At 55.6% G+C, this 21,186-nt stretch carries 23 protein-coding genes; 9 read left to right on the top strand and 14 right to left on the bottom strand.

Features of this window, described 5'->3' with window-relative positions; all coding sequences use genetic code 11:
* Nucleotides 1-121 precede the first annotated feature (121 nt).
* On the top strand, nt 122-1,438 hold the full coding sequence (gene gntT, locus OK412_RS12835) for a gluconate transporter (RefSeq protein WP_010258995.1): 1,317 nt from the start codon (nt 122-124) through the stop codon (nt 1,436-1,438).
* Nucleotides 1,439-1,628: 190 nt separating this feature from the next.
* On the opposite strand, the gene OK412_RS12830 is transcribed toward gntT, so the two are convergent.
* Nucleotides 1,629-1,874: a hypothetical protein gene (locus OK412_RS12830; RefSeq protein WP_010258994.1), complete on the bottom strand. Its 246-nt coding sequence runs from the start codon at nt 1,872-1,874 to the stop codon at nt 1,629-1,631.
* A 1,297-nt stretch (nt 1,875-3,171) separates the two neighbouring features.
* Between OK412_RS12830 and cspE the strand changes: the two genes are divergently transcribed.
* Nucleotides 3,172-3,381: a transcription antiterminator/RNA stability regulator CspE gene (cspE, locus tag OK412_RS12825; protein WP_006118399.1), complete on the top strand. Its 210-nt coding sequence runs from the start codon at nt 3,172-3,174 to the stop codon at nt 3,379-3,381.
* Between the two features lie 226 nt (nt 3,382-3,607).
* Nucleotides 3,608-4,039 carry a GNAT family N-acetyltransferase gene (locus OK412_RS12820; protein WP_010258992.1) on the top strand — a complete coding sequence of 144 codons (432 nt, stop codon included), beginning with the start codon at nt 3,608-3,610 and terminating at the stop codon, nt 4,037-4,039.
* On the opposite strand, the gene OK412_RS12815 is transcribed toward OK412_RS12820, so the two are convergent.
* Entirely contained in the window at nt 4,017-5,372 is a 1,356-nt protein-coding gene (locus OK412_RS12815) for a PLP-dependent aminotransferase family protein (RefSeq protein ID WP_167429900.1), read from the bottom strand. The genes OK412_RS12820 and OK412_RS12815 overlap by 23 nt on opposite strands.
* 120 nt (nt 5,373-5,492) lie before the next feature.
* Here OK412_RS12815 and OK412_RS12810 point away from each other — a divergent pair, with 120 nt between their 5' ends.
* The 6 genes from OK412_RS12810 (at nt 5,493) to tatE (ending at nt 10,166) form a co-directional block, all read left to right on the top strand.
* The gene (locus tag OK412_RS12810) at nt 5,493-6,461 is read left to right on the top strand and encodes an ABC transporter substrate-binding protein (protein WP_033756873.1); all 969 of its coding nucleotides are present in this window, start codon (nt 5,493-5,495) and stop codon (nt 6,459-6,461) included.
* On the top strand, nt 6,461-7,249 hold the full coding sequence (locus tag OK412_RS12805) for a deaminated glutathione amidase (RefSeq protein WP_010671269.1): 789 nt from the start codon (nt 6,461-6,463) through the stop codon (nt 7,247-7,249). The genes OK412_RS12810 and OK412_RS12805 overlap by 1 nt, the downstream gene beginning before the upstream one ends.
* 22 nt (nt 7,250-7,271) lie before the next feature.
* Nucleotides 7,272-8,159, top strand: coding sequence for an ABC transporter substrate-binding protein (locus tag OK412_RS12800; protein WP_061704241.1), 888 nt, complete (start codon nt 7,272-7,274; stop codon nt 8,157-8,159).
* Nucleotides 8,156-9,103 (top strand): amino acid ABC transporter permease, encoded by a 948-nt coding sequence (locus OK412_RS12795; RefSeq protein WP_264353225.1) that lies wholly within the window; start codon nt 8,156-8,158, stop codon nt 9,101-9,103. The genes OK412_RS12800 and OK412_RS12795 overlap by 4 nt, the downstream gene beginning before the upstream one ends.
* Nucleotides 9,100-9,870, top strand: a complete 771-nt coding sequence (locus tag OK412_RS12790; protein WP_010258981.1) for an amino acid ABC transporter ATP-binding protein — start codon at nt 9,100-9,102, stop codon at nt 9,868-9,870. The genes OK412_RS12795 and OK412_RS12790 overlap by 4 nt, the downstream gene beginning before the upstream one ends.
* Before the next feature lie 92 nt (nt 9,871-9,962).
* Nucleotides 9,963-10,166, top strand: coding sequence for a twin-arginine translocase subunit TatE (gene tatE / locus OK412_RS12785; protein ID WP_010671272.1), 204 nt, complete (start codon nt 9,963-9,965; stop codon nt 10,164-10,166).
* Nucleotides 10,167-10,278: 112 nt separating this feature from the next.
* On the opposite strand, the gene lipA is transcribed toward tatE, so the two are convergent.
* From lipA to lptE, 12 genes are all read right to left on the bottom strand, one after another.
* Nucleotides 10,279-11,244 (bottom strand): lipoyl synthase, encoded by a 966-nt coding sequence (lipA, locus tag OK412_RS12780; RefSeq protein ID WP_010258979.1) that lies wholly within the window; start codon nt 11,242-11,244, stop codon nt 10,279-10,281.
* A 169-nt stretch (nt 11,245-11,413) separates the two neighbouring features.
* Nucleotides 11,414-12,073 carry a lipoyl(octanoyl) transferase LipB gene (gene lipB, locus OK412_RS12775; RefSeq protein ID WP_029519432.1) on the bottom strand — a complete coding sequence of 220 codons (660 nt, stop codon included), beginning with the start codon at nt 12,071-12,073 and terminating at the stop codon, nt 11,414-11,416.
* Between the two features lie 80 nt (nt 12,074-12,153).
* Nucleotides 12,154-12,417, bottom strand: a complete 264-nt coding sequence (ybeD, locus tag OK412_RS12770; protein ID WP_003854030.1) for a DUF493 family protein YbeD — start codon at nt 12,415-12,417, stop codon at nt 12,154-12,156.
* 100 nt (nt 12,418-12,517) lie between these two features.
* Nucleotides 12,518-13,729 carry a D-alanyl-D-alanine carboxypeptidase DacA gene (dacA, locus tag OK412_RS12765; protein ID WP_010258977.1) on the bottom strand — a complete coding sequence of 404 codons (1,212 nt, stop codon included), beginning with the start codon at nt 13,727-13,729 and terminating at the stop codon, nt 12,518-12,520.
* A 131-nt stretch (nt 13,730-13,860) separates the two neighbouring features.
* Complete coding sequence (gene rlpA, locus OK412_RS12760; protein ID WP_033756879.1) at nt 13,861-14,958, bottom strand: endolytic peptidoglycan transglycosylase RlpA; 1,098 nt, start codon at nt 14,956-14,958, stop codon at nt 13,861-13,863.
* A 10-nt stretch (nt 14,959-14,968) separates the two neighbouring features.
* Nucleotides 14,969-16,081 carry a peptidoglycan glycosyltransferase MrdB gene (gene mrdB / locus OK412_RS12755; RefSeq protein WP_010258973.1) on the bottom strand — a complete coding sequence of 371 codons (1,113 nt, stop codon included), beginning with the start codon at nt 16,079-16,081 and terminating at the stop codon, nt 14,969-14,971.
* A gap of 8 nt (nt 16,082-16,089) precedes the next feature.
* On the bottom strand, nt 16,090-17,994 hold the full coding sequence (gene mrdA, locus OK412_RS12750; RefSeq protein WP_010258971.1) for a peptidoglycan DD-transpeptidase MrdA: 1,905 nt from the start codon (nt 17,992-17,994) through the stop codon (nt 16,090-16,092).
* 34 nt (nt 17,995-18,028) lie between these two features.
* Nucleotides 18,029-18,499 carry a 23S rRNA (pseudouridine(1915)-N(3))-methyltransferase RlmH gene (rlmH, locus tag OK412_RS12745; RefSeq protein WP_010258969.1) on the bottom strand — a complete coding sequence of 157 codons (471 nt, stop codon included), beginning with the start codon at nt 18,497-18,499 and terminating at the stop codon, nt 18,029-18,031.
* Between the two features lie 3 nt (nt 18,500-18,502).
* On the bottom strand, nt 18,503-18,820 hold the full coding sequence (gene rsfS, locus OK412_RS12740; RefSeq protein ID WP_010258968.1) for a ribosome silencing factor: 318 nt from the start codon (nt 18,818-18,820) through the stop codon (nt 18,503-18,505).
* Nucleotides 18,821-18,912: 92 nt separating this feature from the next.
* On the bottom strand, nt 18,913-19,557 hold the full coding sequence (gene nadD, locus OK412_RS12735; RefSeq protein ID WP_022626055.1) for a nicotinate-nucleotide adenylyltransferase: 645 nt from the start codon (nt 19,555-19,557) through the stop codon (nt 18,913-18,915).
* Nucleotides 19,550-20,581: a DNA polymerase III subunit delta gene (gene holA / locus OK412_RS12730; protein ID WP_033779587.1), complete on the bottom strand. Its 1,032-nt coding sequence runs from the start codon at nt 20,579-20,581 to the stop codon at nt 19,550-19,552. The genes nadD and holA overlap by 8 nt, the downstream gene beginning before the upstream one ends.
* Nucleotides 20,578-21,177 (bottom strand): LPS assembly lipoprotein LptE, encoded by a 600-nt coding sequence (gene lptE, locus OK412_RS12725; protein WP_187494326.1) that lies wholly within the window; start codon nt 21,175-21,177, stop codon nt 20,578-20,580. The genes holA and lptE overlap by 4 nt, the downstream gene beginning before the upstream one ends.
* Nucleotides 21,178-21,186: the final 9 nt, after the last annotated feature.

Raw genomic sequence — 21,186 nt, 5'->3', positions numbered from 1 at the left:
TCGGTAACAGCGTTTGTCGGGATGTGTAAACATCTTACAGCGCACTGTTTTGTAGCCCTCAGGGGATCATGATAATAAACCGACACTGAATGATGTTCAGTGCACAAGGTGGAGAAAAGCTATGCCATTACTCTATGTGGCGATTGGCGTCGCGTTACTGCTGCTGCTGATGATTCGCTTTAAGCTTAATGGATTTATCGCGCTGATCCTGGTGGCGCTGGCGGTCGGTGTGATGCAGGGCATGCCGGTTAATAAAGTGATTACCTCAATCAAAGCGGGCGTGGGTGGCACACTGGGCAGCCTGGCGCTGATCATGGGCTTTGGTGCCATGCTCGGTAAATTGCTGGCCGACTGCGGCGGTGCGCAGCGTATTGCCACTACCCTGATTGAAAAATTCGGCACTAAGCATATTCAGTGGGCGCTGGTGCTGACCGGTTTTATCGTTGGATTTGCGCTGTTCTATGAAGTCGGCTTTGTACTGATGCTGCCGCTGGTGTTCAGCGTGGCGGCGTCGGCACGTGTGCCGCTGCTCTATGTCGGGGTGCCGATGGCGGCTGCCCTGTCAGTGACGCACGGCTTTCTTCCGCCGCATCCTGGCCCGACCGCAATCGCGACGCTGTTTAACGCTGACATGGGTAAAACGCTGCTGTTTGGTACGCTGCTGGGTATTCCTACGGTGATTCTGGCGGGTCCGGTCTACGCCCGCTTCCTGAAAGGCATCGACAAACCGATTCCTGAGGGTCTCTATAACCCGAAAACCTTTACCGAGGCGGAAATGCCTGGGTTTGGCGTCAGCGTCTGGACGGCACTGGTACCTGTGGTGCTGATGGCGCTGCGTGCGGTGGCGGAGATGCTGCTGCCTAAAGGCCATGTGCTGCTGCCCTATGCGGAGTTCTTTGGCGACCCGGTGATGGCGACACTGATTGCGGTGCTGATTGCGATCTTCACCTTTGGACTGAATCGCGGTCGCACGATGGAACAGGTCATGGATACCCTGACCGACTCGATCAAAATCATCGCCATGATGTTGTTGATCATCGGCGGTGGCGGTGCCTTCAAACAGGTGCTGGTGGACAGCGGTGTGGATAAATATATTGCCAGCATGATGCATTCTACTCAGCTGTCGCCAATCTTTATGGCCTGGTCGATTGCCGCGGTGCTGCGTATTGCTCTGGGTTCTGCCACGGTAGCGGCCATTACCGCCGGGGGAATTGTGGCACCGCTGATTGTTACCAGCGGCGCCAGCCCGGAACTGATGGTCATCGCCGTAGGGTCCGGCAGCGTGATCTTCTCGCACGTTAACGACCCGGGCTTCTGGCTGTTCAAAGAGTATTTCAACCTGACGATTGGCGAAACCATCCGCTCCTGGTCGGCGCTGGAAACCATTATTTCGGTCTGTGGTCTGGTGGGTTGCCTGCTGCTCTCCTGGGCGATTTAACCTCTGGCCGCTGGCAAGCCTGCCAGCGGCTCTCCGCTTTCGCGTCTCTCCCGCTGCCTCTTTGAGCTTTGAACATCCCGTCGCGCTTGCTGCCCCTGCTGCCGGTTAAACCGGGATGTGCGGGACAGACAGCATAAAAAAGGCCGCAAGGTGCGGCCTGACAGAGAAGATTCAGTCTGAATCTGCCACATTAATGAGGCGGTTCAAAACCGGCTTTCACCATCTGTTCCCGCAGCGCGTGTGCAATGTCACGGTTGCCACCGGTAACGGGGTAGATAACGTTATTCACCACATCATCAAGGTAGTGCTCGTCAAACTCCTGCAGAGAGAGCTGCGTGCCGCCTTCATCGTTGATGGCGAAAGTCCCTTTGATGTGGTTACCGCTGTTTTTTGCCTTGAGGCTGTAGCGGCCCATGCTGGTATTAATCGTGCTCATAAGATCTCCTCGCGACTCATTTTCAATCTGATCACTCTTGAGGCCTGCCTTGCCGCCTAAATTTTAGCCAGGAGTGTTCTGTAAAACGAAGAAAGAGAGCCGTTAAAAAGTGGTGTTGCGATCGTTATCTCAGAATTTAAATAAAGCTCAGGGTTGATGAACTTATGACCAGTTGAGCCGTAAGTGAAGCGGCAGGGCGCTTTTTCCTGTCTATAATGCTTACAGAAAAAGTGTTTAATTGGTGAGGGGAAAGGAAATGAAAATTATTCTGTGGATTATTGCGATCATTTTTATCGTTGGCTTACTGACCCTGACAGGGGTGTTCAAACTGATTTTCTGATATCTGTTAACGCTTCAGCAACAGCGGGCACCTAATCAGGTGCCCGCAATGTTTTCTGGCTGGCCAACAGAGCGTCTGTAATGGGATCCATCGGCGTATTGGGCAGCAGATCCTGTGAGCCCAGAGGTTTCTTACAGTATGCGCAGCAGGCACCATGAAAGTTTCGCTGGCCCTCGCGGTAATCAGTAAAAACGAATCGGGCGCTTCCACATTGACCGCAACGTATCTTCATCACCATCCTGTGTCTCACCCTCCTTTTACTCAGCATTAACGGATGCCTGTGCCTGACAGGTTAAGCGGACTTTATCTATTGCGCGGCAATATTATTTCGCACTGCGATAAGAAAAGTAGTTTCTTATGCTTTTGATTGTTTGTTGCCAAATGCGCATTCGGCCACTAAAAAGCATTTCATTGATCCAGATCAGTGTTTATTAGTTGTTGGCTAAAATATCCGCGAATAGCCTGCCATGACTGATGATAATGGCACAGCCGACTCATTTTTTTTGACGAGGGAGCGGGATCTGCGCCAGTGGATTTAAGATTTGTCGTACAATAAATAGCCACTGGCAGGACGCAGGCCTGAAAAAGCAGAAAAACGGGTTTAAGGTCATGGGACTTACCGTCCGGATGATAGAAAAAAATTGACCTTTTACCGGCGTAAACGTCATTAAGAACAGGAATATATCTTAATCAGATTTTTCTTTTTAACGTCAGTAACGTAACCGCTTAAAATTAAAAAGGGTTTCGTTTCCAGCAGGTTAGCGACCGATACCCGCTGTGCGCCTGATACGCGTTGAGCGATGTTTCGCAAGTCGAAAAGCAGGAAAGTGTGATGGATGTACAGAATGTCGATATTTATCACTTTTTCATCAAATCATGCTGGACAAATCCCTCAGCAATTGCTGTACTAGACCCCGACACAGTTTAGTGTCCATTTTTCATGTAAAGGTAATATAGATGTCTAAGATCAAAGGTAACGTTAAGTGGTTTAATGAATCTAAAGGATTCGGTTTCATTACTCCTGAAGATGGCAGCAAAGATGTATTCGTACATTTCTCTGCAATCCAGAGCAACGGCTTCAAAACTCTGGCTGAAGGTCAGCGCGTAGAGTTTGAAATCACCGACGGCGCTAAAGGCCCATCTGCTGCTAACGTTATCAGTCTGTAAGTTAACAGTCAGAATTCTAAAAACCCGCCTTATGGCGGGTTTTTTTATGGCTGTAATCTGCGCTTCATCCCCCCTGTCGTACTCTCACTCTCGGCGTGTTGCCGCACAAACTGCGCGACGGTTCACACTAAATAACCGTAACATATTTATAACAACCCGATATGCAGCTTTTTGGCTTGCGACGCTATATAACTGTGCGACAGAACCCGGTGAGTGAGGAGGCAGGATGAACATACGTCAGGCAGAGTTGAAAGACAGTTTTGCGTTGAGTGCATTACTGAGCGAGTTAGGCTACGGCGGCACTGAAAGCTTTATTGAACAGCGCCTGGCGCAGTTATGCAGCGATCCCAGTGAAGCGCTGTTGGTGGCTGAACATGGCAGTCAGGTGCTGGGGTTTCTCTCCTTACATTTTATTCCTCAGCTGGCGCTGGCCGGTGATTTCGCCCGCATCAGCTATTTCTGCATTGCAGAAGGTGAGCGCAGTAAAGGCGTCGGCCAGCAGCTGATTCAGCATGCCGAAATGCTGGCGGCTCGTCGTGGCTGCGATCGCATGGAAGTCCATTGCCATCAGTCACGTCTCAAGGCGAACCAGTTCTACGCCCGTGAAGGCTATGTTGAATCCCCCTGTTATCTCATCAAAGATCTGCAAGCGAGTTAAATTCCCGTCCGCTGGCGATGACCAGCGCCCCGGCAATCATCTCCCGCTGTTCATCCCTGAGGCTGGCGATACTGACGCGAATAAATTGGGTTGGGCCGAGCCGACAGCGCTCGCCTGGCACGACCGCAATACCGCGGGCAGCCAGCGTGATCATGGCAAACTGCTCTGAAGTCACCGGAATATAGAGGCTTAATCCGTCGCGAAGCGGCAGATCAAGCCCACGCTGTGCCAGCGCCGCGAGCAACGCTTCACGCCGTTGCCGGTAGGTCGCGCGTGCGGTGGCGATCTGCCGTTGCGTTTCCTCATCCTCCAGCAGCCACGCCACCGCATCCTGCAGAATGCGGCTGGTCCAGCTGACGCCAAAATTTCGCCATGACTGAATGCGCCTGACCATCTCCGAGGTGGCAGAGAGCACTGCCAGTCGCAGATCCGGTCCATAGGCTTTGGAAAACGAACGGATGTGCAGCGTGCGCTCAGGAAAGATTGAACCCAGGCTCCAGCTCGCCTCCGCGGAGAGATCGCCAATACCATCATCCTCAACGATCAGTGTGTTGCTCTGTTGCAGAACCTGCGCCATTGCCTGACGTCGCGCCGGGCTGATGCTGTTCCCGGTGGCCGAGTGGGTGCGGGGCTGATAGATCAACATTACCGGTGCCTGCTCCAGCAGAAGAGAAAGAACCTCTGGCAGCGGGCCTTGATCATCACACGCCAGCGGCAGAATCTCTGCGCCGACGTTATCCAGTATATCGAGCAGCCGGGTCGCGGTCGGATCTTCAATAATCACGCGGTCTCCCGGCGATACCAGGGTTTGCACCAGCAGATTCATCGCGTCAAAACCGCCATCTGTCGCCAGAAACGCCTCTGCAGCATAGGGCCAGCGCGGCACGATCGCCTGAAGCAGCGGCGCGGAAATCGCTTCACGGGTGTAGCTGTTGAGCTGCGGTGAGTGCAGGGCCGCCTGCAGCGCACGCTGCAGGTCAGGCAGCAGGGCGGGGTCGGGCGCGGCGAGGGTCAGATCGGCGCGGATGTTATCGCCGTAGTTGCCGATCTTCTCAAAGCGAATCGGGCGCGGCATCACCGTATTACTACTGACCCAGACACCACTGCGCCCCTTGCCCGCCAGCACTTTCTGCTTTCTGAGTTGCGCCCAGGCAGCAGAAACGGTTGCCGGGCTGACACCCAGCTGCTCCGCTATCTCCCGCACCGCAGGCATCTGCATACCTGTCGCGATCTGTCCGTCACGAATCAGCGCGGAGGCTGCCTGTGCAATGCCTTTCACTGAAGGCGATTTTATCTGGCTGCAAAACCAGTTGAGGTCGACGCTCTCTGTCATAAGAAAATACTTTGTTCAGTAACAAATTAATGATTGTTCAGGTAAGTATTCCGGATCTAGTATCAAATTCAAGCACTATTTTATGCCCCGTCCCGACGGTGCAGCGTAAACGGAGAGATCATGGCAAGGCTACTCATCAGACTGGCGGTACGTGACTGGGACTACTTCACCCCGCTGGCGCTGGGCGATATCAGACCAGAAGGTTTTGAACTGCAGATCGACCGCGTCGGCACACTTGTGAATGATCTGGCGACCAGCCCCGACTATGACGCGGGCGAAGTCTCCTTCAGCCGCTATGCTCAGGGCCGGGCCAGAGGAGACGAAACACTGCTTGGCCTGCCGCACTTCCTGATGCGCGGCTTCCGCCAGCGCTGCATTATCACAACCAGCAGCAGCCCCATCACCACGCCTGCGCAGCTGAAAGGTAAGAGAATCGGCGTCACCGGCTGGCAGGATTCGGGCAATACCTGGACACGCACGGTGCTGCGTGAAGCAGGCGTCGAAATCGATGATGTGTTCTGGTATGCCGGTCGTCTTACTGCCGATCATCCGATTGTCGATCGGCTGGCGGGATTTGGCCGCCCGGGCCGCATTGAACCCGCGCCTGACGAACGACCGCTGATAGAGATGCTGCAGGCGGGTGAGCTGGATGCCATCTTCACGCCATTTATGCCGGAGGGCTTTTTCCTGCCGGGTTCGGGATTACGTCAGCTGCAGACCGATTTTTATCAGGCGGAGCGGGACTACTTTAATCGTGTCGGCTATGTGCCGGGCATCCACATTCTGGCGCTTAAACCGGCACTGGCGGCGGCGCATCCGTGGCTGCCTGCGGCGTTAAGTGAGGTCATCGATCGCTCTTACCGGCTGTGGATGCAGAAAAGAGAGAAATATGCCGACACCACGCCGTGGCTGCTGGACGATTTGCGACGCACTGCGCAGGAATTGCCCGCTGACTGGAATCAGAATGGTTTTAGCGTTAACAGAAAGATGATTGCGGACTTTGGCCGTGAGCTCTATGAGCAAGGGCTGACTCACCAGGTACTGACGCCGGAAGCAATGTTTCCGGCCGCTGCGGGAGAAGAGAAATGATGAAAGTAGCACTGGGACAATTTGCGGTGAGCCGCGAATGGCAGGAGAACGCCAGTATCTGTCTGGACTTAATGCAGCGGGCGGCAGAAGGTGGCGCCGATCTGCTGGTACTGCCGGAAGGGGTGCTGGCACGTGATATAGCCGACCCCGATTTAGTGCTGAAGGCGGCGCAGCCGCTGGATGGCCCTTTTCTGAGCCAGCTGCTGGTCGCCAGCAAGCAGAATGCACTGACCACCATGATGAGCATTCACGTTCCCACCGGCGAGCAAAAAGCGCTCAACGTGCTGGTAGCGATCCGCAACGGTGAGATCATCGCCGCCTATGAAAAGCTGCATCTGTACGATGCCTTTGCGATGCAGGAGTCGCAGCGGGTCAATCCCGGCCACGTCATTCCGCCGCTGATTGAGGTCGCGGGTATGAAAGTCGGATTAATGACCTGCTATGACGTGCGCTTCCCTGAGCTGGCGCGTCGGCTGGTGCTGGATGGTGCAGAGGTGCTGGTGCTGCCTGCCGCCTGGGTTAAAGGTCCGCTGAAAGAGATGCACTGGGAACTGCTTACCCGTGCCCGCGCGCTGGAGAACACCTGCTATATGGTGGCGGTGGGGGAGTGTGGCCCGCGCAATATCGGCAACAGTCTGGTGGTCGATCCGCTGGGCGTAGCGGTGGCGAATGCGGCGGAATCGCCGGCGCTGCTGTTTGCCGATCTCGATCCTGAGCGCGTCGCCTATGCCCGCCGGGTGCTACCGGTACTGGAAAACCGGCGCTTTGCCCGTCCCGAACTCAACTGATCCGCTGAACCAGGAATCCATTATGACGAAGAGAGCAACCGCCTTAATCGTGGCGCTGGGGCTGACTGCATCCCTGGCGCAGGCTGCCGACGCTATTCCGGTGCAAAAAGTTGACCAGGCCCTGCATGACAGGCTGCCGGATGAGATCAAAAAATCGGGCAAAATGATTTCAGTGAATAACGGTTCATTTCCGCCCTATGAAATTGTGAATGGCCCGCACTCAATGGAGGGCGCGTCGGCCGAATTAACGACTGCACTGGCACAACTGCTGGGTGTGAAGATCGAGCATGCAACGGTGAGTGGTTTATCAGGCGTACTCACCGGCATCAATGCGGGTCGTTATCAGCTGGCGATTGGGCCGATTGGTGATTATCCGGACCGTCAGCAGAAAGTGGATTTCATCGATTTTGTGCAGGAGTTCGTGGTGTTCGGCGTGCAGAAGGGCAATCCGGCCAGAATCAATCAGCTGGACGACACCTGCGGCAAGCGCATTGCCGTTATGGCCGCTGGCTCTGCGGAACAGGTTATCCGTAAGCAGTCAGACCGGTGTGTGGCCGACGGGAAACCGGCCGTGACGGTGCAGGCCTTTACCGATCAGCCTTCATCAATTCTGGCGGTGCGCTCTAAACGCTCCGATGCGTTCTTCTCATCACAGGCGCCGCTGACTTACTTTGTTAATCAGGCGAAAGGGCAGCTTGAGCTAGCGGGCAAAGGGCAGAAAAACGGCTTTGGCGATATTTTCCAGGGCACGGTGGTGCCGAAAGGCTCGCCGCTGGGTCAGGTGGTGCTGGATGCCTACAAAGAGCTGTATCAGAACGGGACGTATGCGGCCATCATGAAAAAGTGGCAGCTTGAGGGCAACATGACCACCGCACCCGGACTGAATCTGGCGAAAGAGGCCAGCAAATGAGCCCGCCGCGCCATCTGCACAGCGGTGACAGAGGCGAGGCACAGCTGCGCGACGTGGCGTTCGCTCGCAACGCCCCCACTTACGGACGCTGGATCAGCTGGATTTTAGTGCTGGTGATCGGCACCAATCTGTTGTGGCTGGTGGCGACCAATCCTAACTTTGAATGGCAGGTGGTGCTCAAGTGGTTTACTGAAGGATCCGTGCTTAAAGGGTTGCAGGTCACTCTGGGGCTGACAGTGGTGTCGATGGTACTCGGCACGCTGCTCGGTCTGCTGCTGGGCGTCTGGCGGCTCTCTGAGAACCGGTTGCTGCGCGGCGTTGCCGGACTCTATATCTGGTTCTTTCGTGGCACGCCGCTGCTGGTACAGCTGATCTTCTGGTACAACCTTTCTACGCTGTTTCCGGCGCTGTCGCTGACGCTGCCGTGGACCGATATCACGCTGGCCAGCTGGAATACCAACGATCTGATTACGCCGCTGACAGCTGCTATTGCCGGGCTGGCGCTGAATGAAGCGGCCTATATGGCGGAAATTATTCGCGCCGGTCTGCTGTCGGTGGATAACGGTCAGGTAGAGACCACACAGGCCTTTGGCATGAGTCGTTCACGGGCGCTGCGGCGCATCATTATTCCGCAGGCGATGCGGTCGATTATTCCGCCCACCGGCAACCAGCTGATCAGCATGATCAAGGCGACGTCGCTGGTCAGCGTGATCGCAATGGGCGATCTGCTCTATTCGGTGCAGGCCATCTACAACCGTACCTTCGAGATCATCCCGATGCTGATGGTGGCGGTGATCTGGTATCTGCTGATCACCTCGATCCTCAATCTGGGCCAGTCCGCCATCGAGCGTTACTACGCGCGTGGTACTCGTCGGGTGGCCAGCGCCGCCCCCAGACGCGCCGCCGTCGCCGCTAACGTGCAACCCCAGCAGGAGGAGCAATGAGTCAGCGTGAACCCCTGGTCTGCGCCCGCAACGTGCAGAAAAATTACGGCGACAATCAGGTTCTGAAAGGAATCGATCTTGATGTCTGGCCCGGTGAAGTAGTGGTAATCCTCGGGCCGTCTGGTTCCGGTAAATCCACGTTTCTGCGCTGCATCAATCATCTTGAAGAGATGAACGCCGGATCGATTCGGGTCGGTGATGAGCAGATCGGGTATGTACTTAAAGGGCATGTGCTGCACCGGTTGTCGCCACGCCAGATCGCCCGTCAGCGCCAGAAAATTGGCATGGTGTTTCAGCAGTTCAATCTCTACCCCCATATGACCGTGCTGCAGAACATCACTGAAGCGCCCATCGGCGTGCATAAATTCCCGCGTCAGGAGGCGATGGCCCATGCCCGATCGCTGCTGGCGACGGTGGGGTTAAGCGATAAAGCGGACGCCTGGCCACGTCACCTCTCGGGCGGACAGCAACAGCGTGTGGCGATTGCGCGGGCGCTGGCGATCAAGCCGCAGCTGATGCTGTTTGATGAGCCGACCTCCGCGCTCGATCCGGAACTGGTGGGCGAAGTGCTGGCGACCATGCGTACCCTGGCCGACCAGGGATTAACGATGATCGTGGTGACTCATGAGATTAGCTTTGCGAGGGAAGCCGCCGATCGCGTGGTCTTTATGGATGGGGGGGTGGTGGTGGAGCAGGGCACGCCTGAAGAGGTGATCGCGAATCCACAGCATCCGCGCACCCAGGCGTTCCTTAGTCGCTTTATCTGAGATCTTACTCTGTTACAGATTCCAGTTGTCGCCGCAGGCAAACTGCGCGTAAATATCAGTCACCGTGATTCGATAAAGTTGAAAGGTTAAATATGGAAGGTATCAGTATTGCCAAGCTGCTGATTATCGGTGCGCTTATCGTACTGCTTTTTGGTACCAACAAGTTGCGCTCACTGGGTGGCGATCTGGGCTCCGCAATCAAGGGCTTTAAAAAAGCCATGAAAGATGAAGATACCAGCGCAACCCGAACTGCGGCTGAAGACGTGCCGGCAGAACGCGTCGTTCATAAAGATTAATCGGTTATTTGCTGCAAATAACTGTTACTTTTTATTTCAGGCACAGATAAAAAAACCAGACTGTTTCCAGTCTGGTTTTTTGTTTTTCGGGCTTCCTGAAGCAAAAGCGTGCTTATTTCACTTCTTCGCCTTTGGCCTGCATATCCGCGTGATAGGAAGAGCGGACAAACGGACCGCACGCGGCATGGGTAAAGCCCATCGCCATCGCTTCTTCTTTCATCTCATCGAACTCAGCCGGGCTGACGTAGCGCTGAACCGGCAGGTGGTGGCGGCTCGGCTGCAGATACTGGCCCAGCGTCAGCATGGTGACACCGTGGCGACGCAGATCGCGCATCACCTCAACGATTTCGGCATTGGTTTCGCCCAGGCCCACCATCAGACCCGATTTTGTTGGGATATGAGGATGCGCCTCTTTGAAACGTTCAAGCAGCTTCAGTGACCACTCATAGTTCGCGCCCGGACGCACCTGGCGGTAGACGCGCGGTACGTTTTCCAGATTGTGGTTAAACACATCCGGTGGCGTCGCGGTAAGAATCTCCAGCGCGCGATCCATACGGCCACGGAAGTCCGGCACCAGCGTTTCGATTTTGATCGTCGGATTTTTTTCGCGAATCGCGCTGATGCAGTCGGCAAAGTGCTGTGCGCCACCATCACGCAAATCATCGCGGTCAACCGAGGTGATCACCACGTAGCGCAGGCCCATATCGGCAATCGTCTGCGCCAGTTTAGCGGGTTCGTTAGCGTCAGGGGCATTGGGGCGGCCATGTGCCACATCGCAGAACGGACAACGACGGGTACAGATTGCGCCAAGGATCATAAAGGTGGCGGTGCCGTGGTTGAAGCATTCGGCGAGGTTAGGGCAGGATGCCTCTTCACAGACTGAGTGCAGCCCGTTTTTGCGCATCGCGGCTTTAATGCCCTGAATACGACTGGAGTCAGCTGGCAGCTTGATTTTCATCCATTCCGGCTTACGCAACATCTCCTGCCGTTCAACAGCCACGGTTTTCACCGGGATCAGCGCCATTTTGTCTGCGTCACGATATTTGACGCCGCGTTCCATCTGAATTGGTTTACTCATAAATCAGCAGGTTCCGGTCGGATTGCGATTTGAAAGCGTTCCCACTCAAACCGGGAAGGCTGCTTTCAACTTTATTTGAAAAAAGTGCAAAAATTATATCATCACATCGCCTGCGAAGCAGCCACAGTCAGCGCGGATAAGTTACATATTTGTAAATTCGCATTCTGCGTTAAGGTTTAACAGGGAGATCCCCTGAAATCCATTCAACATTTTCATAACCTGACAGCCGTGCAAACGCGCTGACCAGCGGAGAGTGTACCTGCTCCGTCGTCACCTCTGGCTGGAAATTTTTCAACTGGGTCATGCTCATGCCGGCGTAACCACAGGGATTAATACGCAGGAAGGGCGACAAATCCATAGCAACATTCAGCGCCAGACCGTGAAACGAGCAGCCTTTACGGATGCGTAATCCCAGTGAGCAGATCTTCTCTTCCCCGACGTAGACGCCAGGTGCATCAGCACGGGCGCGGGCGCTGACGCCAAACTCTGCCAGGGTGGCGATAACCGTCTCTTCCAGAATGGTCACCAGCTGGCGTACGCCGAGCTTACGGCGTTTCACATCGATCAGGACGTACATCACCTGCTGTCCCGGCCCGTGATAGGTGACCTGACCCCCACGGTCACTCTGCACCACCGGGATCTCGCCTGGCATCAGCAGATGCTCTGCTTTGCCCGCCTGACCCTGAGTGAAGACCGGAGGATGTTCAACCAGCCAGATTTCATCACGACTCTGGTCGTTGCGCTGGTCGGTATAGTGATGCATGGCGTCGGAGACAGATTGCCAGTCGCGCAGACCTGACTGGCGGACAAGAAGAGTTTCAACTGACAAAACGAAAGCCCGCTAAAGGAAAAAACGCTGAGGATAACGTCGGCAAACCGTCAGGCAGAGGCGCCTTGCCGACCCGTAAATTACAGTACCATCCGCACAATTTCGATGTTGCCCAGCTCTTCGTACAGGCGTTCTACCTGCTCGATGTGGGTGGCGGTGATAGTGATGTTGACGGAGTGATAGTTGCCTTTGCTGCTCGGCTTAACTTCAGGGCTGTAGTCGCCTGGCGCATGGCGTTGCACCACTTCAACCACTTGATCAACCAGCTCCGGTTGTGCCAGACCCATTACTTTGTAGGTAAACGGGGTAGGAAATTCGAGCAGCTCATTCAGTTTGGTTTTCATATTAACTCCGGTGCATAAAAAACAGGCTCCCGCCTGAGCGGGAGCAACATAATATCGTGTAATGGGGGCGAAGGGGTGATTTTTCAATCACCCGCCACGCTTAACCGAACCAGTGATGGAACATCAGCTTGATGTAATCAACGATACGCCCAAAGAAACCTCCTTCAGAGATCTCGTTCAGCACCACCAGCGGACGCTGTTCGATAGTCTTGCCATCCAGCTGGAAGTTGATGCTGCCGACTACCTGATTTTTCTTCAGTGGTGCATGCAGTTCCGTGTTGGTCAGCACATAGCTGGCTTTCAGATCTTTCATGCGGCCACGTGGGATGGTCAGGTAAGCATCTTTTTCCACGCCCAGCTGCACACGGTCGTTATCGCCGAACCAGACTGGCTCAGAGGCGAACTCTTTGCCCGCTTTCAGTGGCGCCACGGTTTCAAAGAAACGGAAGCCCCAGGTGAGCAGTTTCTTACTCTCAGTTTCACGGCCTTTGTAGGTATGACCGCCCATGACAGCAGAAATCAGGCGCATCTGGCCTTCAGTCGCAGACGCCACCAGGTTGTAGCCGGCAGAGTTGGTATGACCGGTTTTGATGCCGTCCACATTCAGGTTGGTATCCCACAGCAGACCGTTACGGTTCATCTGACGGATATTATTGAAGGTGAACTCTTTTTCTTTATAGACAGCATACTCTTCCGGCACGTCACGGATCAGCGCCTGACCGATCAACGCCATATCGCGCGCGGAGCTGTACTGACCTTCAGCGTCCAGACCATGGACGGTCTGGAAGTGGGTATTTTGCAGGCCAATCGCTTTGACGTAGTTGTTCATCAGATTAACGAACGCATCCTGGCTGCCAGCGACATAGTCAGCCATCGCAACACAGGCATCGTTACCGGACTGCAGTACAATCCCACGGGTCAGCTGAGAGACCGGCACGCGGTCGCCTGGCTTCAGGAACATCAGCGAGGAGCCTTTGAACACCGGGTTGCCGGTCGCCCAGGCATCCGGGCCGACGGTGACCATATCGTCCTGATGAATTTTACCCGCTTTAACGGCCTGACCAATGACATAGCTGGTCATCATCTTGGTCAGACTGGCAGGATCGCGGCGTGCATCGGCGTTTTTCTCTGCCAGCACTTTGCCTGAGTTGTAGTCGATAAGGACGTACGCTTCGGCATCAATGTCCGGCACGCCCGGAATCATGGTCTTGAGATTGACGTCATCAGCAATAGCAGCATGGCTGAGAGAGAAAGCGATCAGTGATCCCACTGTCAGGCGTTTCAGCAAACGAGATGATTTCAGCGTGTTCATGTGTAGGACTACAACATCCGTGAGTTTGAGGTTGAAAATGTCACTCATCATACCCAATGCCAGATTAACTGGCACCGGACGTGATGATTGGGTTGTTAGCAGACGTAACGTGCAGCTGTCTGATAAACGGTTCAGCGACGCGTGTTAGTAATAAATGAGGCGGCCTGGCCTTCACTGCTCAGACGCTGTTGCAGCGCAGCCGCTTCGGCGCGGGAGGCGTAACCGCCGAGCTGAACGCGATACACATTGTTGCCCGCGTCTTCTACCTTACCGGGCACACCATAACGCTGGCTCAGGCTTTTCATCATCTGCTGGGCACGCGCCGGGTCATTCAGCGCACCGACCTGCACCACATATCCATCGGCACCACCACTGCTGGCTGCAGGCGCGGCGCTGGCTGCTGCGGGAGCAGCATTGCTGACTGCCGGTGCGGAACTGGCGGGTGCGGCGGCTGGCGGTTCGTTACCTTCCAGTACGCCGGTCGCTAATGGCTGGGGTGCACCAAGAAAGCCGCTGCTCTGCACCGGCGCGCCCATATTGTCACCGCTTTGCAGCGTGCTGTTGCTGATGGCCTCAACATTTTGCGCAGGCGGCTCTGAGGGTGCTGAGCTGCCGCCGTTCATCACCGCGCCACCACTCAGGTCTGGACGGGCAGGCAGAGAGTAGCTCTGTTTTGCCACGACGGTCCCGATGGTGCCGGGGCCAGAGAGCGAACCGTCTGGGGCGACCTTGATGTAATCAACCCGCACGCGCGAATTGTTGGAGATGTTCAGGCGGTCACCGGCAGCCCGCGACAGGTCGATAATGCGTCCTGGCGTGTAAGGGCCGCGATCGTTAACGCGCACCACAATCTGACGGCCATTCGCGATATTGGTCACGCGCACATAGCTCGGCAGCGGCAGAGTAGGGTGGGCCGCGGTCAGCGCATCAGGATCGTAGGCTTCGCCGGTGGCGGTGCGGTTGCCCTGCGCCTCTTCGCCGTACCAGGTTGCCAGGCCGACTTCACTGTAGTTCGACGGATCTTTGATGACGCGATAATTTTTGCCGTTCACGCTGTAATCCTGGCTGGTGCCTGGATTGATCGGCTCATAACGTGGCTCAACGCCTGGAATCTCCACCACCGGTCCATTGTAAGCCGGTTGCGGCGGCGCCGTATTTTGGGGTTCCGGCGTGGTACAGGCCGCCAGAACGAGTGATGCCAGTGCAACGCCAAGCCATTCCTTACGCATCTGCAGCCTCTTAGACACTTTTAGATAACATTTTTCGGTGAGTGTGGATCGACATCACAATGCCAAATCCCGCCATAAGCACGATAAGCGCGGAGCCGCCATAACTGACCAGCGGCAGCGGCACGCCAACTACCGGTAAGATACCACTAACCATGCCAATGTTAACGAAAACATAAACGAATAAAATCAGCATTAAACCGCCCGCCATTACCCGGCCAAAGGTGGTCTGCGCCCGTGCTGCCACCACCAATCCCCGCATGATCAGCAGCAGATAAAGGGCCAGCAGCAGCAGCACGCCAACCAGGCCTAACTCTTCGGCCAGAACCGCAAAGATAAAGTCAGTATGACGTTCCGGCAAAAACTCCAGCTGAGACTGGGTGCCCTGCAGCCAGCCTTTACCGCGCAGGCCTCCTGAGCCAATAGCAATTTTCGACTGGATAATGTGATAACCCGCTCCCAGCGGATCTGTTTCCGGGTCGAGCAGCATCATCACGCGGTCACGCTGATAATCGTGCATCAGGAAAAACCACAAAATCGGGATAAAGGCGGCGACCAGCAACACGGCTACGCCAATCAGTTTCCAGCTCATACCCGAGAGGAACAGCACAAACAAGCCGGAGGCGGCAATCAGAATCGAGGTGCCGAGATCGGGCTGTGCCGCCACCAGCAGGGTGGGCAGGAAGATCAGAATCAGCGCAATGCCGGTATTTTTCAGCGTTGGCGGACAGACATCGCGGTTAATAAAGCGCGCCACCATCAAAGGCACCGCTATCTTGGCAATCTCAGAGGGCTGAAAACGCACAAAGCCGAGATCGAGCCAGCGTTGAGCGCCTTTACTGATCTGCCCAAAGGCATCCACCGCCACCAGCAGAATGACACAGACAATATAAAGATAGGGCGCCCAGCCTTCATAGACGCGCGGCGGTACCTGCGCCAGCACAATCATGATGACCAGCCCCATCGCAATCTGACCGAGTTTACGCTCCATCATGCCGGGGTCCTGACCACTGGCGCTCCAGATCACCACAGCGCTGTAGGTCAGCAGGCCGAGAATGATCAGCATAAACAGCGGATCGATGTGGATGCGCATCCAGATCGAACGTTTCTGCGGACTATCTTGCATCGACATGTTTATTCACCTTCATAACCGGGCGGCACAGGAGCGGCGTCCGGCAGGACTGTATTGTTATCACCCAACATAATGTGATCCAGAATCTGGCGCATGACGGTGCCGACAGCCGGACCGGCGCCACCGTTTTCCAGGATAATGGTCACGGCGACCCGAGGTTTGTCATAAGGGGCAAACGCGGTCATTAATTTATGGTCGCGTAATCGTTCAGCAATTTTATGGGCGTTATAGGTTTCGTTCTCTTTCAGGCCAAAGACCTGGGCCGTACCGGACTTGGCGGCGATTTTATAGGGCGCATCGGCGAAGCTCTTGTGTGCGGTGCCGTTGGGCCGGTTCGCCACGCCATACATGCCATCTTTGGCAATTTCCCAGTAGCCGGAATGGATATCACCAATCGGGGCTTCAGGCGGCTGGCGATAAGGTACCAGGGTGCGGCCTTCGCGGGTGGCGCGCAGCATATGCGGCACTTTGACGACGCCGTCGTTGATGAGAATCATCATCGCTTTGTTCATCTGCAACGGCGTGGCGGTCCAGTAACCCTGTCCGATCCCCACCGGAATGGTATCGCCCTGATACCACGGCTTTTTAAAGCGTCTCTGTTTCCAGTCGCGGGTCGGCATGTTACCGGCGCTCTCCTGCGGTAAATCGATGCCGGTACGGCTGCCGTAACCAAATTTATTCATCCACTCCGACAGCCGGTCGATGCCCATGTCATAGGCAACCTGATAGAAGAAGGTGTCGGCAGACTCTTCCAGCGCTTTGGTGACGTTCAGACGTCCGTGGCCCCATTTTTTCCAGTCGCGGAAGCGTTTTTCTGAACCAGGAAGTTGCCACCAGCCGGGATCAAACAGGCTGGTATTACGGTTAATCACGCCAGCACTCAGGGCAGAGACCGCCACATAAGGTTTAACCGTCGAAGCCGGTGGATAGGCAGCCTGAATCGCACGGTTATAGAGCGGGCGGTTTTCATCTTCCAGCAGGCCGCGGTAATCCTTACTGGAAATACCGTCGACAAACATGTTGGCGTCATAGCTTGGCGTTGAGACCATGGCGAGGATTTCGCCGGTGCGCGGATCGCTGACCACGACGGCCGCGCGACTGCCCGCCAGCAGGGTCTCGACATATTGCTGCAGTTTGAGATCGATAGTCAGATAGATATCACGGCCTGCCTGAGGGGACTCCTCATGCAGCTGGCGAATGACCCGGCCACGGTTGTTGACCTCAACCTCTTCAAAGCCGGTTTTGCCGTGCAGCAAATTTTCGTAATAGGCTTCAATGCCCAGCTTACCGATGTCATGCGTCGCGGCATAGTTAGGCCATATGCCCTCTTTGTCGAGGCGTGCAACGTCACGATCGTTGATTTTTGAGACGTAGCCGACCACATGCGTCAGCGTGGCACCGTAAGGGTAGTAGCGGCGCTGGTAACCTTTAACTTCCACGCCGGGGAAGCGGTACTGATTGACCGCAAAACGCGCGACCTGCACGTCATTCAGACCGGTTTTAACCGGGATAGAGGTGAACCGACGCGAGCGTTTACGCTCTTTCTGGAAGTTTTCGAGGTCGTCGTCAGTCAGCTCAAGAATCGGGCGTAAGTTTTCCAGGGTCTGTTGCAGATTATCAACTTTTTCCGGAACCAGTTCTGCCTGATAGATGGTGCGGTTCAGCGCCAGCGGCGTGCCGGTACGATCGTAAATTATGCCGCGGCTGGGGGCCACAGGCACCAGTTTGATACGGTTCTGGTTGGAGCGGGTGCTGTAATCATCAAAGCGAAGGATCTGCAGGTGGTAAAGGTTAACCACCAGTACTGAAGAGAGCAGTAAGATACCGACGAAGGCGATAAAGGCCCGACGGACAAAGAGTTTCTGTTCGGCGCTGTAATCGCGAAAGGCGTTGCTTTGTAATTTCATCCGCTACTTGTCATGTCTGATGTGGGCTGATCGGTCATTCACGATGATAAGGATGATTTGTCGTTATGCTCCAGGCCCGATACAGACTTTCGGCTACCAGCACGCGCACCAGCGGATGGGGCAACGTCAATGCTGACAGTGACCAGCTCTGCTCTGCCGCCGCTTTACAGGCGGGGGCCAGGCCTTCAGGCCCGCCAATCAGCAGGCTGACATCGCGACCATCCAGCTTCCAGCGTTCAATCTGCTGTGCCAGCTGCGGGGTTTCCCACGGATGACCAGGAATATCCAGCGTGACGATGCGATTGCCTTTGCCGACCGCCGCTAACATCGCTTCACCCTCTTTTTCAAGAATGCGTTTGATATCAGCATTTTTACCGCGTTTACCTGCGGTCACTTCGGTCAGCTCAAGCGGCATATCTTTCGGGAAGCGGCGCAGATATTCCATAAAACCGGTCTGCACCCAGTCAGGCATTTTCGTGCCGACGGCAACAAGTTGCAGTTTCACCGATTAGCCCCAGAGTTTTTCCAGCTCATACAGCTGGCGACTCTCTTCCTGCATCACATGCACGATGACATCACCCAGATCGACCACGACCCAGTCTGCCGCGCTTTTACCTTCAATGCCTAATGGCATCAGGCCTGCTAAACGCGACTCCTGCTCTACGTGTTCTGCGATCGAAGTCACATGACGCGTGGAGGTGCCGGTGCAGATGATCATGAAATCGGTGATGCTGGATTTGCCCTGAACGTCGATGGTGACAATGTCCTGGCCTTTGAGATCATCAATCTTATCAATAACGAACTCTTGGAGTGCTTTACCTTGCAAAAGGTTCCCCTTGGAATCTGGTGGTAACGAGCCGGCTGTAAGCCCGGAGAGTGCAGCCAAAAAATTAAGCGGCGCAGTATAGCATGCCCGGATCAGTCGCGATATAAGCCTTCGCGGTCGATATAATCGATAACCGCAGCGGGCAACAGATCGTCGCAGGGCTGATTCTGGTGACGACGGCGGCGAATTTCAGTGGCCGAAATGTCATAGAGAGGGGTGTCCGCCAGCCAGATATGGCCTGCGGGCTGCTGATGCAGCTGCCGGATATCCTGAGCGAGGTGTTGCTCAAGCCAGCGCTGCATGTCAGGCGAGTCGAACCGGGTCGGATAGCCGGGGCGCTGACACACCAGCAGATGGCAGAGTGACAGCAGATCCTGCCAGCGATGCCATTTTGACAAGCTCAGCAATGAATCCTGACCAATAATAAATCCCAGCGGCTGTTCTGCACCGCGTTCGGTGCGCCAGGCTTCCAGGGTGGTCACGGTCCAGGACGGCGTGTCGCGTTCCAGCTCGCGGGTATCGATCTCAAACAGCGGCAGGTCGCGGATAGCGCAGCGCAGCATAGCAACCCGCTGGGCAGCGCTGGCTTCCGGTTGCGGACGATGCGGCGGTACATTGTTGGGCAGCAGCGTCACACGCTGCAGGCCGGTCTGTTGCGCCAGCGCTTCGACCGGGCGCAGATGGCCAAAATGAATCGGATCAAAGGTGCCGCCAAACAGTGCGTGTAACTCAGACATGGGCAAAGCTCGTCGGAAAAGCACGACTGCTGAGCAGCAGCGTCAGGGTCTGTAACTGCGGCCACACCGGCTGTCCATAATCCTGCTTCAGGGTGATCTCAATCTGACTCAGCAGATGAATGGCGCGTTGCAGACGCGTGGCATCCAGTCGTTGCAGCGCGTCGGTAAACAGCGCACGGCGGTTCTGCCAGATGCGCTGCTGATCCATCAGCGTACGCAGCGGCTGCGCTGTCTGCTGGCGTTGCAGATGCAGCAGCGTCAGCAGATCACGCTGCAGCGTACGCAGCAGTATCACCACTTCGCTCTCTTCTTTCTCCAGCTGATGCAGAATATGCAGGGCGCGGCGGCTTTTTCCCGCCAGCAGGGCATCCACCCAGTGGAAAGGAGTAAAGTGCGCGGCATCACTGACCGCCTCTTCAACCCGGGGCAGGGTCAGCTTGCCGTCGGGCCACTGCAGCGAGAGTCGCTCCAGCGCCTGCGCCAGCGCCAGCAGATTGCCTTCATAGCAGTAACACAACAGTTGCACGGCCGCGTCATCTACCGATAACTTCAGCGCCTTAGCGCGATTAACGACCCAGCGTGGCAGTTGCGCCTGTTCAGGCGTCTGACAGGGCACCAATACCGCAGAGGCGGACAACGCTTTAAACCAGGCGCTGTTTTCCTGCGCTTTGGTCAGCTTCGCCATCCGGCAGATCAGCAGAATATCGGCGTGCAGCAACTGCGACAGCTTAACCAGCTGTTCTGCCATCGCGGCGTTAGGGCCATTATCGGGGAATTGCAGCGTCATGGTCTGACGCTGAGCAAACAGGCTCAGTGACTGGCAACTGACGAACAGGCTCTCCCAGTCAGTCTGTGCATCCAGCGTAAAACTAAAATGTTCTTCGAATCCCTGCGCGGTTGCGGCGACGCGAATCGCATCTGAACTTTCCTGCAGCAGCAGCGGTTCGTTACCGGCTAACAAATAACAGGCGCGCAGCCCCTCACGGAGCTGCGCGCTGAGTTGCTCAGGATAAATCCTGATCATTGCAGGCTGGTAGCAGAGGAAGTGGGCGCTTCCTGTGAACCCTGACCCGGCACCGGAATCACTGACGCCGGTAAGGTCTCTTTGCTGTTGATCTGCGCGGCGTGTACCGTCAGCAGTTTACGTACCAGCTGTTCAGCAGCACGCTGACGCATCTCCTGCGTAATCAGATCCTGCTCAGCATCTTTTGCCAGCGCAGCGTTCGGGTTATCGAAGAACGAACGATAAACCGTGGTGCTGATAGGATAGATACCTTTGCCCGGCAACAGCACCTGAGCCGTGATGGTCATCACCATCTGATACTCCGCAGAGGTGCCGCTGATAAAGACCGAAGCCGTGTTACGGCCTTGCGCTTCAGGCCCCAGGCGCAGCGTCGGAATATCGGTGCGATTCTGTTTGCTGTCTTCAACAATTTTGACATCGTTGATACGCAGCTGCTGACGCACAGTACGCGCCAGCGGCCCATAAGGATCGCCGGTTGAAACAATCAGGGTTTTCAGTTCGCTGGGCACCTGAGTGGTGCCGCGCGGATGAAAACCACAGCCAGCGGTGATCACCACCGCCAGCATGACAAACAGCCTGATAATCGGATGTCGCACAGTTCCTCC

This window comes from Pantoea sp. JV6, assembly GCF_025910055.1.
Taxonomy (GTDB): domain Bacteria; phylum Pseudomonadota; class Gammaproteobacteria; order Enterobacterales; family Enterobacteriaceae; genus Pantoea; species Pantoea agglomerans.
This window is presented reverse-complemented; position numbering and strand designations above follow the sequence as displayed.

Bases quoted from the DNA above. Each gene is read 5' to 3' on its own strand.
- holA (WP_033779587.1), bottom strand. From the start codon at position 20,581: ATGATCAGGATTTATCCTGAGCAACTCAGCGCGCAGCTCCGTGAGGGG.
- nadD (WP_022626055.1), bottom strand. From the start codon at position 19,557: ATGTCTGAGTTACACGCACTGTTTGGCGGCACCTTTGATCCGATTCAT.
- gntT (WP_010258995.1), top strand. From the start codon at position 122: ATGCCATTACTCTATGTGGCGATTGGCGTCGCGTTACTGCTGCTGCTG.
- dacA (WP_010258977.1), bottom strand. From the start codon at position 13,729: ATGAACACGCTGAAATCATCTCGTTTGCTGAAACGCCTGACAGTGGGA.
- OK412_RS12810 (WP_033756873.1), top strand. From the start codon at position 5,493: ATGGCAAGGCTACTCATCAGACTGGCGGTACGTGACTGGGACTACTTC.
- mrdA (WP_010258971.1), bottom strand. From the start codon at position 17,994: ATGAAATTACAAAGCAACGCCTTTCGCGATTACAGCGCCGAACAGAAA.
- OK412_RS12795 (WP_264353225.1), top strand. From the start codon at position 8,156: ATGAGCCCGCCGCGCCATCTGCACAGCGGTGACAGAGGCGAGGCACAG.
- OK412_RS12830 (WP_010258994.1), bottom strand. From the start codon at position 1,874: ATGAGCACGATTAATACCAGCATGGGCCGCTACAGCCTCAAGGCAAAA.
- mrdB (WP_010258973.1), bottom strand. From the start codon at position 16,081: ATGCAAGATAGTCCGCAGAAACGTTCGATCTGGATGCGCATCCACATC.
- OK412_RS12800 (WP_061704241.1), top strand. From the start codon at position 7,272: ATGACGAAGAGAGCAACCGCCTTAATCGTGGCGCTGGGGCTGACTGCA.
- tatE (WP_010671272.1), top strand. From the start codon at position 9,963: ATGGAAGGTATCAGTATTGCCAAGCTGCTGATTATCGGTGCGCTTATC.
- OK412_RS12820 (WP_010258992.1), top strand. From the start codon at position 3,608: ATGAACATACGTCAGGCAGAGTTGAAAGACAGTTTTGCGTTGAGTGCA.
- cspE (WP_006118399.1), top strand. From the start codon at position 3,172: ATGTCTAAGATCAAAGGTAACGTTAAGTGGTTTAATGAATCTAAAGGA.
- rlpA (WP_033756879.1), bottom strand. From the start codon at position 14,958: ATGCGTAAGGAATGGCTTGGCGTTGCACTGGCATCACTCGTTCTGGCG.
- OK412_RS12815 (WP_167429900.1), bottom strand. From the start codon at position 5,372: ATGACAGAGAGCGTCGACCTCAACTGGTTTTGCAGCCAGATAAAATCG.
- ybeD (WP_003854030.1), bottom strand. From the start codon at position 12,417: ATGAAAACCAAACTGAATGAGCTGCTCGAATTTCCTACCCCGTTTACC.
- OK412_RS12805 (WP_010671269.1), top strand. From the start codon at position 6,461: ATGAAAGTAGCACTGGGACAATTTGCGGTGAGCCGCGAATGGCAGGAG.
- OK412_RS12790 (WP_010258981.1), top strand. From the start codon at position 9,100: ATGAGTCAGCGTGAACCCCTGGTCTGCGCCCGCAACGTGCAGAAAAAT.
- lipA (WP_010258979.1), bottom strand. From the start codon at position 11,244: ATGAGTAAACCAATTCAGATGGAACGCGGCGTCAAATATCGTGACGCA.